This window comes from Ruegeria sp. D1(2025) (assembly GCF_056536425.1).
In genome coordinates, this window is record NZ_JBQFPO010000001.1 from 594,013 (window position 1) to 606,481 (window position 12,469).

Here is a 12,469-nt window from a genome sequence, read left to right on the forward strand (position 1 = left end):
TCAGGTGATTTCATGACCAAACATATTCCACCAAAACTGTCCGATGCGGACCTCAGCAAGAGACTGACCAAAAAGGAGTATTTCGAGCGGCTTGAGGGGCTTCAGGCGCAGCTTGCAAAGATACAGCAGGCTTTTTTGTTCCACGACCTGAAAGGCGTGATTGTGTTCGAAGGCTGGGACGCCGCAGGGAAGGGCGGAACCATTCGTCGGATCAGTCAGGCGCTGGACCCGCGCAGTTTCAAGGTCTGGCCGATCGGAGCGCCCCGAAACTACTATCTCAACCGGCACTACCTGCTTCGGTTTTGGGAACGTCTGCCACCTTCGGGCGCAATTTCCGCATTTGATCGAAGCTGGTATGGCAGGGTCCTGGTCGAACGGATCGAGGAGCTTACACCTGAAAAACGCTGGCGCGAAGCATATCAGGAGATCAACGATTTCGAACGCATGTTGGTGGATGACGGGACCCGGATTGTGAAGCTGTTCTTTCACATTTCAGAGGATGAGCAGATGCAACGTTTCACCCAACGGCTGACAAACCCGTTGAAACGCTGGAAACTGACCTACGAAGATTTCCGTAATCGTGAGAAATGGGAGATAATGGAGGTCGCCGTGAATGAAATGTTGGCAAAAACCTCGACGCTAAAAGCGCCGTGGCATGTGATCCCCGCGAACAACAAGAAATACGCAAGAATCAATGCTATGAACGTCATTGTTAAGGCGTTTTCAGAAGATGTTGATCTGAACCCGCAACACCTTGACCGGCAAACACTGGACGCGGCGGGCAAGGCATTAGACGTAGATCAATCGTTGATTGAAAGCCTGCGTGCCCGCACCGAGTAACGATCCTGCTTGATCCCGATCCGGCGACGATGCTATGCCAGCCAAAGAGGCGGGTATGGTGAAAAGGTATCACACGAGCTTCCCAAGCTCTTGTTACGGGTTCGATTCCCGTTACCCGCTCCAGGAAGATACTCTAAGCGTCTATAAAATTTTAAAAAAGTGCGCCTTCACTGCGCAAATTTCGAGTTTTGATAAACGCAGATTATGCAGCGTTATCTTCGGTCAGATTCTCTGGTTCTTCAATTTGACCGTGTCTGCGCCGCTGACCTGTGGTCTTCAACCAGCTACCTCTTTTGGCCCGATTGATCGAGTGCCGCAATAAACCTGGTCGTCAAATAGGCACAGTGACACCAATTTTTGGCGCTTTGAACCAGCCTGACGATCCTGTTTTGGAGGTAGTCTCGGAAGCCCTTTGAATTTCTGCACCTGATGTTCAGATCAGTTACATCGGAATGTTTTCAACACTGCCTAACTCAATCTGGCAACGTCGTGACCGTCGATAACAATAGCAAAGTTCCAGAATTTCCCGACCTCTGCCTCAGCTGACCGTGCCGCTGTTTCCTCGTCAGGGATGCGTTCAATTCGAAAACCAAACTGTTCGAGCCCGCAATAATCAACTCGGCTCAGAATAATCGGAACCACATTTCTTTCGATTGCTGCGGCGGCGAGTAATCTTGCAACAGTATATGGAGACTTCGAAGGCTCAACGATCCTGACGCCAATATATGTGTGGTCCTCAACTTCGCGTTCCCAAAGTGCGGTTGACGGAAGTAAGTCCATATCGGGGAACAGAACTTTTCCAAATTGCCGCTTAGCTCGATCTCGAAGGATAACGTCATCCAAATCAACCGGTACTTCCGGCGTGAAGGTGTTGACTATCTTGTACCAGTTGTTTTCAGCCATTTTTTCAGCTCGTCGCTATGATATCTGCAGCTGCAGACACACCGGATTCAGGAAGCTCAATTTGTTGCAGTGTTGTACGAAAGTCTTCCGCGCCCCCGTCATCCAGACAAACCTGTACCGTTCGTTCTAGCTTCATGAATTCCGCTTCCGTAATGGTTGCACAAAGATTGCGGTCAGATAGTGCTCTTGCGCGTCGTTCCTGGTCGTCCAAATATGGCGCAGACTGTGGGATAAGAATTGCGGGAATCTTGTGGTAGAGGATCTCGTGGACCGAATTGTACCCGGCGGCAGATATTACCAAGTCGGCGGATAGACATAGATTTGTAGCCTCTAAAGTATGAACCACCTTTGAATTCTTCCAACCAAACGCGGCTGCCTGAACCGCGCTACCAGGCCAGGTTACGACCAGGTGAAGGCAGTCTGCGCGGCACTCAAGCATTCCTGAGATTGCTTGCAGTTGAGCGGACCTGTCAGAGGCAACTCCTCCGCCTAACATGCTGACAATCAGCAGTTTAAAGTCGTGATCAAACTTTTCGGCCAGACGCGTCCGGAGGTTTTCGGAGGCCTCGGGCGACTGCACTACCTGCCGAAAAATTGGCCCTATGTTGTGAACATGTTCACCGTAACTGTAAGCGTCGTTAAGCTCCTCAAAAGCCTCCGACGGCACGATGACCCGGTCGAATATGCCCTCACGACGAAGCATGGTATGCCGGGACCGACCCTTGGGCCAAAGGCCACGGCGGATCCAGACTGCGGATAATCTGTGTTCCCGGATTACGCGATTGACGGAATCGAACACATAGCCACCGTCAAAAACGAACCGGTCGCCTTCTTGTAATGCGGCGTTCAAACGCCGGTAAGTCAGGATGTCATTCGCGTTGGAACCGTCGTTTACGTCTGACCGGGCGACCAGCGGTATACAGTCGATCCCTTCGCGTCGAACCATAGGAACACAACTTGGGAAGGCCGCGAACACCGGGGACATGTGTTTTGGCAAAGCGTTGGCGATCACAGTGCACCGCTGCGCATGACCCAACCCAACTCCGTTAGTTGGCAAGAACAAGGTTCTCGGCGACGTCCGTTTGGGTGGTCGCGGTTTGGCGCTAAGCCCTGCGGCGGTCTCGAGCCGGGATATATCTACTGTCCGCAGCCACGGAGACTTTCGTGTTTGGTCAGCGATGTGTGGTGTATTCCCGATAATTTTGCCGATCAGGTATCCATCCAAAGCAAAAAGCGTCTTGGGTCCAAGTAATGCCGGCGCTCCGGACGATATCAAAACCTCGTCTTCGGTGCAGTCGATCACGACGCCACCGGCTGCAATCACTTCAAGCGCAAGCTCGGCCATCCGGTCGCCTGCGATGCCATTCCCAAACATCGCGAGGATATCCGTTGAATTTGCGAGGGTTAGAGGCGAAAGATCAGTATAAAGAACTCTGGGGAGATCGTTGAATTTTGACGCCTTTAGGAACTCATTCTGCGCACCGCTCACAACCAGCTTAAAGCCATAGCTGCCCTGATTGCTCATCCGGGACAGACAGGACAGCGTTTCAGAGTCGTCCAACTCCAAGGAACCCAGCACGACGGTTACATTCGCCAATTCACCAATTGGCCGGGTGATCGGTCGGGGTTCAGTTACCAGGGGGCTGACAGCTGAAGGTGAAATAGAACGCGGCTGAAGGTCCGATAGATCAATGACCGTTGCTTCGCGCCCCAGTGCAAACGCAAGACGGGCTTTTGCACCAATGTAGCTTTGCTGAGTACTGAACCGGCCAGTTGCGATTACCGGAACATCCGTCCCAAGTTGCTTTTGTCGCAATGAGGCAAGCAGCCGGTCATCTACTTCTTCCGCGCCGAGGATAAACACGGCTTCAGCTACGAGTTCTTCGGTATCGGCGAGAAGTGTCGCAGCCTCGTAGTGTCTTCCGCGCCCTGCATCCTCAGGAAAATAGGTTGCGTCGATGCAAACATCGAAACCACGCTTTCGGAGTTTCAGAGCAAAAATCAATTGTGCGTCAAAAGACCGAACTGAAAGTGTACCCGCTTCAACAAAAATCATGTCAGCGCCTCTCTGTCCGCGGTCAGAATGGCGCCCAATCGCTCTTTGAATTTTTGGCCCGAGTAGCGCTCAAGCAGCGGCTGTGCCGCAGCAACTTTCTCATGATACCGGTTGGGGGACGAAATCAGGTCAGAAATGATCCGGTCCACATCCCCGGGGCTACAGGGGATTACGGCATTTCCGAATGTCTTTGCCGTTTCCGGATCCGTCAAGACGACCTTGCCGGCTGCGATAGCCTCCGCAATTACGCGCCCGAAACTCTCTCGCCAAGTCGGCGCTGTAAAGTAGACAAAAAAATCTATCATCTCAAAAAAATCTTCCAGACTGATCGCGTCAAATGGAAACAAAGTCCAATGCGGACGAACGATGTCCGTGTCCATCAACGCGTTCGCACCAAGAATGACATTGGACTTCGCGTGTTTGGGAAAACACAAATCAAAATCGGCGATAGATGGAAACTTTTCGAAGCCAGGTCGCGAATGTCGACCGCGTCGGTCCTCTGGCTTTTCGCATGGTTCGCCTTTGTCACTGAAAAAGATGTTGAACCAGTCATCTTCCAGGACAGTCCAATGGCGGGCCTTGCGAAATTTGGACAACCAGCCTGTAACGGTCTCACGGTTATACGACGAAATTGGCGCAAGCGTTTTCCTAAGCGCGAGGGTCGACAAGTCTATCTGATCCAGGCAGTTTGAAACGTCGAAGCCTTCTTCGCCGCCCGGCCGCAAGAAGTTTTCGTGGGTTACAACGATCATTTCGCGCGCATAAATCTCTGCATTCAAAGAGTTTTGAAACTTCAGGAAAGACGGATTATGCAGGATAGCAATACCTGCGCTTATCCGGGGGGCGTCCCAAACCACTGGGATACGAAGTTCGTCCAACACTCGCTGCAGCACCGGCGCGACATGCTGACTGCTGCCAAACATCTTTGAGGTTCTGGCATGCACCACCAGATCAGCGAACTCGGCGGCCACGCGCAGTTCGGCAGCGACTGCCATGGAAGTGCCACCTAAAAAGCGGGGCTCAATAACATACGCGATCTTCACTTTCTTAGGATATCGAATGTTTGGAAATTGCGTCATGATTTCAGTGCAGGGAAGAAGCGGCAAGCGCTGCGCTGCCAACTTGTGAAACCTCTGCACTGTTTGCGGCGTTACCAGTAAAGCCGTAATCCACCTGTCCCCGTGAAACGGTGTCAAAAAAACTGCGCAACTCAAGTGATAATTCGTCATCACCCAATAGCAAGTCTGGGTTCTTTTGAAGATAATCCCACAAAGCCTGGATGTTATTCTCGGACAAAAACTGATCTATCGTCAGCAAATGCTCCAATGTAATTTCGGCACGCACATGCTGAGACGGCAGTAAGAACAATAGGGCAGTTACTATCGCAACAAGTTTAGAGTTAGGCATCTTAAACCCCGATCTCCGATTGTTAACCTACATCGTTTTTGCCTCTTACAGCCAGAAACTGGCCAGTATTCATTGGTCTGTTGCCGTTTTTAGTTTGCTCAGAACTTGCCTTTTTAGCTGATCGACTTGATCCGAAGCAGAAGCACTGCGACGAACCTTTTTCACTTTGGATTTCGTCGCACTATTGCCGGCCAACCATAATTCCACGACGCCGTTTTGCGTTTTGGACTTAGAGCCCGTGAAATCGCGCAACAAAGCACCTGCATCTTCTGCAAGCGCTGTTGCCTGAGCGGCATCTTCCTTATGATAGAACCGGACGTTGGATTGTTTAACCCCAAAGCCGACGCGCGCTGTTCCACTTAACTCATGACCTGCCGCCACGAGGTTATTGACCACTGAGTTCACTGTCCGTGCGCCAAGGCTGTTTGGTATAAACAGCTTAAATTCTGCGCCGCTGCTGCTGGCAATCACTTCCGCTGATTCAGTGTCCTCGCGCAGCTTTGCTGCGCCATCTGTCGTCTCAGACGACGTTAAAGGTGGTTCCAAATTTTCTTGCAATCTGACCACTGATTTTGGCGACACTTCTTCTGTTCTTGGTATGGGGGCTTTTGAAAGCTCTCTTAGATCAATTCCTATTCGATCATTTGAATCAGGCGCGTCCGGCGGACTTACCTTGCCTGGAATGACGAGATTCAATTTCGGTAGATTATCAAGGCTGTTCAGGGCAAATTCCGTTTCGCTTGGCGCAGACCGAAACGCTACAGCTTGTTTCAGCGTTGAAGGTTGGTCTTCGGCATAGACCAATGAGACCAGCTCGACTGAAATCTCAGGAGCGCTTGAGCCTGGATCAGTCGCATTTGCGACAACAGCTTTCAAACTGTCGAAGATCGCAGGAACATCAGGCAAAACGATCGATGTTCTGAAATGCAACGACGCTTGCGCTAATTGATCGTGTGACCAAGCAGAATTCGGGAAGGCACTTTGTGGATTCTGTGTGGCGGGAGTCCCGATTGGCCGCTTTGGCGTCTCAAGGGTCAGCAGATCCGGACGAAGCGAAGGAGCGACCGGTGGAAGCATTGCTTCGAACAGCTTGGGATCAGATGACATCTCCTTCATGGGGAGTGGAGCAGACGCGATTATGCTTGAGCTTTCATTCGTTGCAAAAATTTTTCCGAAGGAAGTCGAATTCGGCGACGCATCCGGTTGTGTCAACGACCAAACCGTCAGACGTGGCGGGAATTCTGGCCCCTTTATTTGCGAACTGGTTGATTGCGTAGAACTCTTTTCCGGCAGTGTACTGGTCCTGGAAGTGTCCACATCCAAGTTTCTGGAAGCGAATGGTTTTTCTCCATTATTTGATTCCCACCGGGCCAATACAAACATTGTCGAAAATGAAAATACGACACCAATTCCACACCCAATGGCTATTGAAGTTAATCGGCCTCTGTGCGGAGGTTGTTGTTTGGGCCAGCGGAAACTAAGCTTTCTGCGAATGTTTTCAGCAGCATCTTCGACCGGCTGGCCTGCACTTGAGGGCGAGCGAACACGACTCTCAAGTTCGACACTCGTTTCGTCGTCTTTGGCGGGAACATCCCCAACCGGAAACAAACGTTCAAGGCCACTGTTTCTTTCTGAACTTGCGCCATTTAAAGACGCGATACTGGGCGCAAGCTGTTGATGTCTTTTTTGACCGGATGCCGCTGAGCCTGTTTTCTTTTGGAGGACTTCAGGAGGCGCGGCAGTTGCTCTTCCAGCACCATTGCTGACTTGCTCACCACCACCAACGTCCGACTCACTTGGCGCATGCTTTTCGGCTTCAGCCGAGGCACGCGCAAGCACCGCCTGTCTTCGCCTGCGCGCTTCTTCCAGCCTGTCCCACAAGTGCTGTGGTCCGGATTCATTCACCCTTTTGGTTGAGTAATCCTTTCCCGATTGATCAGGTTTGCGGTCCGGATTTTCCTTGCGGCTCCGACCAAGTTCCGCAAGTTTTTTCTTCCGCTGTTTCCGCGCGTTTTCAATCTTCTGCTGCCATTCTTCTGACTGCAGAAAATCATGAATTTGTGACGCGTCATCACCGCCATCACCAGCAACTTCAGGTAGCGTACTCGTGTCGCTAACCTTTGACATAAGCAACCCCCAAAACGGTCATTGCGCTATGCTCTACATTATTGAAACAAGAGCAAAAAAAGACGTTTGGCACAGTCTCTAATTTTCTAACAATACACGAGAAGAGGTTATAAAAAATGCTGATCAAAGACAAGTGAGCAGCCGGGATGCGTCGCAAACTGCTTTGACGGACCGTTCCGGAGCTCGGAGGACAGTTGAAAAATGCCAGCTTTATCCTGCTTGCCTGTCTGCGACCATTGGGAACCGTGAACACGGGGCCATCGGTTTTGTTCGCCGCGGCACAATACGCGTCCGGTAGGTCGCCATGTTCAGTGTCTCATGCTCACTGCGCCAGATCGTTCTCAGGGCTGAGTGGATACCGCGTCAGTGTCCTAGATGTCGTAACTAGTTAGATATTTGTCTGAGCGTTCACAGTAGAAATGTCCCGGTTATCGTGAAACGACAGGCCCGCAGGTATCGCCCGTTTGCGTGGTCAATCAGGGCACTAAGTTCACAAGCAATATGCTACGCGTTGCCTCGGTTTCGATCCTCGGGCCTTCAAGTGGTCCGGCGGGCCTGGAACAGGTTGATGGCAGCAGGGATGCGGATGCCATCATCTGTGGCGTACGTCGAGAAAGCTTCGGCGACTGCGGTCCGGATCGCTTCGATATCTTCGTCTGAGGCGCCAAAATGAGAAATGACCCGCGAGGCCGGGCCGACGCGCATACACAGTGCCGCAGTTTCCTCAAGCGTGTCCGGCCCGTGAAGGAACAGGGATACGGTTTCACCGCGAACGTCGTACAACCCGGCGCGCGACAACATATCTGTCACATGTTCGATATCGTGAAAGGCAAGGGGGCCGGGTGCATAGCGATCTACTTTTGGGGGTTGGCCAAGCTGATTTGTGGCCGCGATATGGGGCAGCTTGAACCAGGGGTTGTCCGACAATGGTCCCCATGCTGCAAACGTCATCTGCCCGCCGGGTTTCAGCGCATTTGCCATATTCGCGAAGGCGGCGACCGGGTCCTCGAAGAACATGACGCCAAAACGGGAAATCACCGCGTCCTGGATCCCTTCGGAAAACCCAAAAGTCTGGGCGTCCGCGCATTCGACCTCAACCTGCGTCAGCCCCAAATCCAAGGAACGTTCGCGCGTGCGATGTGCGAAGGGTTGTGAGAAATCGGCAGCCAGAACGCGGCCATTCCGACCGACTTCTTGCGCCGAAGCAATCGTGCTGGCACCGGTTCCGCAACCGATGTCCAACACCCGCATTCCCGGCTTCAGCGCTGCGCGTTCCAGCACAAGACCAAGAACTGGCGCAAGAAGATGGTCAAGCTGGTCCTCGTGGATCAACCATTTGGCCCCAAGAACCGATTTTCCCCAATACTCAGCTTGCTCCTCATTTGCTGTAGTCATGACGGCCCCCTGTCAATGGCCGGATTATGACCTCCGGCGGCGGCGCCGGCCAGATTTTTCGTCATCTCCGCCACCTGTGTTGAACGATGGCGATGGCAGGGTGACAACTTGCGCCAGTTCCGGGAACGGATCTGTTTTGTGCGGGATCGCGTTGGCGGCGACGAAATGATCCTGGAATTTCGGCTCGATAGCAGTTTCGATCTTGGTGATTTCGCGCACAACTTGTTCGATTTCGGACCGGGATGAGATGTTGCACAATGCAATGCGCGCGCCGGTCCCGGCGGCGTTACCTGCGCTGGAAACCTTTTCCAGCGGCGCATCCGGGATCATTCCCAATACCATCGCATGTTTGGTCGAGATATGCGCGCCAAAGGCTCCGGCCAGCACCACGCGGTCGACCTTGTCGACCTTCATTTCGTCCATCAAAAGGCGTGCACCGGCATAGAGCGCCGATTTCGCCAGTTGGATTGCCCGGATATCGCCCTGGGTTACAGTAATGCGCGGGCCGCCATCGGCACTGGCGTCGTGGATCAGGTACGAATGCGTCCGCCCCTCGGGGATGCAGCGCAGCGTGCCGGTCTGTTCGGCCGATCCGATCAGGCCGCCTTCGTCCAACAGTCCTGCAATGCGCATCTCGGCTACGGCCTCGATGATGCCGGAGCCGCAAATGCCGGTGATTCCGGTTGTGGCAACATCCAGATCGAAACCGTCTTCGTCGGACCATTTTTCCGATCCAATGATCCGAAAGCGCGGCTCCTTGGTGGCGGGATCGATTTCAATGCGTTCGATGGCGCCGGGGGCAGCGCGCTGGCCGGAACTGATCTGGGCACCTTCGAAAGCAGGACCGGTCGGCGACGAGCAGGCCAGAACGCGGCTGGTATTGCCCAAAAGGATTTCCGCATTGGTGCCGACATCCACGATCAGGACCAGATCTTCGGATTTGCCGGGTTCTTCCGACAGCGCGACCGCAGCGCAATCCGCGCCTACATGGCCTGCGATACAAGGCAGGATATAGACCTGGGCGCGCGGGTTCATGTTGGTCAGATCCATCTGGCGGGCGGGCAGGGACATGCTTTCGGATGTGGCCAGTGCGAACGGCGCCTGTCCCAGTTCGACCGGATCAAGGCCAAGCAGCAGGTGGTGCATGACCGGGTTGCAGACAAACACGGTTTCGACGATCAGGGCCGCGTCGATCCCGGCCTCGTCCGCGATCGAGGTAGTCAGGTCATTGATCGCCTCACGCACGGCTTTCGTCATCTCCCGATCGCCGCCGGGGTTCATCATTGAATAGGAAACCCGGCTCATCAGGTCTTCGCCAAAACGTATCTGAGGGTTCATCAGCCCCGAGGACGCCTTGACCTCGCCCGTTTCCAGATCGGTCAGGTGCGCAGCGATCGTGGTCGAACCCAGGTCGATGGCAAGGCCGTAAAGGCCGCTCTCGTGCAGACCCGGCCAGATTTCGACGATACGCGCGACTGTATCGTTGTGGCCCTTGTGGACGGCGACCGTGACTTCCCACTTTCCTTTGCGCAGCACTGGCTGAAGCTTGGACATCAGCGACAGGTCTGCCGTCACGGCGTCGATCTTCCACTGTTCACGGAGAGCCCGTTCCAACCGCTCCAGATCGCCGGTGGGCGAGTGCATGTCCGGTTCCTCGACCACCACGAAATACAGGCGCGTCGCTGGGTCCATTGTGATGGCGCGGGCGGCGGCCGCCTTGCGAACAACCTGACGGTGGACCTGGCTTTCGGGTGGGACATCAATCACCACATCGCCCTGGACCGATGCCTGGCACCCCAGACGGCGACCGGGTTTCAGGCCACGCTTGTCGTCATAGCGCTGCTCGACCGCGTTCCATTCGCTCAGCGCGCCGTCGGATACGGTGACGCCGTGCTTGGGAAACTCACCATAGCTGGGTGTGATCTGGCATTTGGAACAGATGCCACGCCCGCCGCAGACCGAATCGAGGTCCACACCCAACTGGCGGGCCGCTGTCAGGATCGGAGTGCCGACGGGGAAATGCCCGCGTTTGCCCGATGGGGTAAAGACGACAAGTGGGTCGGTGGTCATGGAAGGCCTGCCTTTTTGTATTCGCGCGTATGCCGGGCAAGATATGAGTTTGCGCGCAAAGGGAAAGGGCATTCAGCGGCACGTTTTGCGCAGCTTGCGTCGTTTTTTACCAGACCGCCCGCCAACCGGGGCAAACTATTGGCACGCGGGGCTTTCCCTTGGGCTGAATCCGTGCAATAGGGTCGCCGTCAAACGGGGTTTTGCATGGGGTTAGCAAATGCAGATTCGTGAGGCACTCACCTTTGACGATGTTCTTCTGGTTCCGGGGGCATCCAGTGTCCTTCCTGCGACGGCGGATACAACCACGCGTGTGACGCGCAACATCAGCATGAACATCCCATTGCTCAGTTCGGCCATGGACACCGTGACCGAGGCGCGTATGGCCATTGCAATGGCACAGGCGGGCGGAATTGGCGTCATTCACAAGAACCTGTCAGTCGAGGAACAGTCCCGCGAGGTTCGGCGTGTCAAACGGTTTGAATCCGGCATCGTGTACAACCCCGTAACCCTGCGGGCGGATCAGACGCTTGCGGACGCCAAGGCGTTGGTCCAGCGCTACAATTTCACCGGATTTCCGGTAGTCGATGGCGATGGCCGCGTTGTTGGTATCGTGACCAACCGCGACATGCGGTTTGCCACGTCCGAGGACACTCCGATTCACATGATGATGACATCGGACAATCTGGCCATGCTGAAAGAGCCTGCGGACCTGGAAGAGGCCAAGAGCCTTATGCGTGCGCGCCGGATCGAGAAGCTTCTGGTTGTTGATGGCAGTGGCAAGCTGACGGGCCTTCTGACACTGAAAGACACCGAGCAGGCCGTTCTGAACCCCACGGCGTGCAAGGATCATCTAGGCCGCCTGCGGGTTGCAGCCGCTACTTCGGTCGGAGATGCGGGTTTCGAGCGTTCCGGAGAGCTGATTGACTCGGGCGCGGACATCATCGTCGTAGATACGGCGCATGGGCATTCACAGGGCGTTCTTGATGCCGTAAAGCGCGTCAAGGCCCTGTCAAACGAAGTCCAGATTATCGCTGGAAATGTCGCGACAGGTGAGGCAACCAAGGCACTGATCGACGCGGGGGCCGATGCCATCAAGGTTGGGATCGGTCCGGGGTCGATCTGCACGACACGGATGGTCGCAGGGGTCGGCGTGCCGCAGTTGACGGCCATCATGGATTGTGCCGCGGCCGCTGGCGAGGTTCCGGTGATCGCAGATGGCGGTATCAAGTTTTCTGGCGATTTCGCAAAGGCGATTGCAGCCGGCGCATCCTGCGCCATGGTCGGTTCGATGATTGCAGGTACCGACGAAAGCCCAGGCGAGGTGATCCTGTATCAGGGACGCTCTTTCAAATCCTATCGGGGGATGGGCAGCCTTGGTGCAATGGCACGTGGTTCAGCCGACCGCTATTTCCAGAAGGATGCCGCCAATGACAAGCTGGTGCCTGAAGGGATTGAGGGGCAGGTGCCCTACAAAGGGTCGGCCAGCGCTGTTGTGCATCAGCTTGTGGGCGGGCTGCGTGCCGCAATGGGCTATACCGGGTGTGCTTCGGTTGAAGAAATGCGCCGCAACTGCACCTTTGTAAAAATTACTGGCGCGGGGCTGAAGGAAAGCCACGTTCACGACGTCCAGATCACGCGTGAAAGCCCGAATTATCGCGTTATGTAATTGCG

At 54.5% G+C, this 12,469-nt stretch carries 9 protein-coding genes and 1 tRNA gene; 3 read left to right on the top strand and 7 right to left on the bottom strand.

Annotated elements, in window-relative coordinates; all coding sequences use genetic code 11:
* Positions 1 to 12: 12 nt before the first annotated feature.
* Both ACR1XU_RS03050 and ACR1XU_RS03055 read left to right on the top strand, forming a co-directional pair.
* Positions 13 to 840, top strand: coding sequence for a polyphosphate kinase 2 family protein (locus ACR1XU_RS03050; RefSeq protein WP_480909187.1), 828 nt, complete (start codon positions 13 to 15; stop codon positions 838 to 840).
* A gap of 49 nt (positions 841 to 889) precedes the next feature.
* Positions 890 to 963 (top strand) — tRNA-Gly (locus ACR1XU_RS03055).
* A 345-nt stretch (positions 964 to 1,308) separates the two neighbouring features.
* On the opposite strand, the gene ACR1XU_RS03060 is transcribed toward ACR1XU_RS03055, so the two are convergent.
* The 7 genes from ACR1XU_RS03060 to ACR1XU_RS03090 form a co-directional block, all read right to left on the bottom strand.
* Entirely contained in the window at positions 1,309 to 1,743 is a 435-nt protein-coding gene (locus ACR1XU_RS03060; protein ID WP_480909189.1) for a hypothetical protein, read from the bottom strand.
* A 4-nt stretch (positions 1,744 to 1,747) separates the two neighbouring features.
* Positions 1,748 to 3,799 (bottom strand): glycosyltransferase, encoded by a 2,052-nt coding sequence (locus ACR1XU_RS03065; RefSeq protein ID WP_480915582.1) that lies wholly within the window; start codon positions 3,797 to 3,799, stop codon positions 1,748 to 1,750.
* The gene (locus ACR1XU_RS03070) at positions 3,796 to 4,920 is read right to left on the bottom strand and encodes a hypothetical protein (protein WP_480908483.1); all 1,125 of its coding nucleotides are present in this window, start codon (positions 4,918 to 4,920) and stop codon (positions 3,796 to 3,798) included. Before ACR1XU_RS03070 ends, ACR1XU_RS03065 begins: the two co-directional genes overlap by 4 nt.
* On the bottom strand, positions 4,883 to 5,206 hold the full coding sequence (locus ACR1XU_RS03075) for a hypothetical protein (RefSeq protein ID WP_480908485.1): 324 nt from the start codon (positions 5,204 to 5,206) through the stop codon (positions 4,883 to 4,885). Before ACR1XU_RS03075 ends, ACR1XU_RS03070 begins: the two co-directional genes overlap by 38 nt.
* Before the next feature lie 69 nt (positions 5,207 to 5,275).
* The gene (locus ACR1XU_RS03080; protein WP_480908487.1) at positions 5,276 to 7,333 is read right to left on the bottom strand and encodes a hypothetical protein; all 2,058 of its coding nucleotides are present in this window, start codon (positions 7,331 to 7,333) and stop codon (positions 5,276 to 5,278) included.
* Positions 7,334 to 7,870: 537 nt separating this feature from the next.
* A complete protein-coding gene (locus ACR1XU_RS03085; RefSeq protein WP_480908489.1) occupies positions 7,871 to 8,728 on the bottom strand; it encodes a class I SAM-dependent methyltransferase in 858 nt (285 codons plus the stop codon).
* Positions 8,729 to 8,752: 24 nt separating this feature from the next.
* A complete protein-coding gene (locus ACR1XU_RS03090; RefSeq protein ID WP_480908491.1) occupies positions 8,753 to 10,798 on the bottom strand; it encodes an ASKHA domain-containing protein in 2,046 nt (681 codons plus the stop codon).
* Between the two features lie 217 nt (positions 10,799 to 11,015).
* On the opposite strand from ACR1XU_RS03090, the gene guaB reads away from it, so the two are divergent.
* Positions 11,016 to 12,464 (top strand): IMP dehydrogenase, encoded by a 1,449-nt coding sequence (gene guaB, locus ACR1XU_RS03095; protein ID WP_170614984.1) that lies wholly within the window; start codon positions 11,016 to 11,018, stop codon positions 12,462 to 12,464.
* Positions 12,465 to 12,469: the final 5 nt, after the last annotated feature.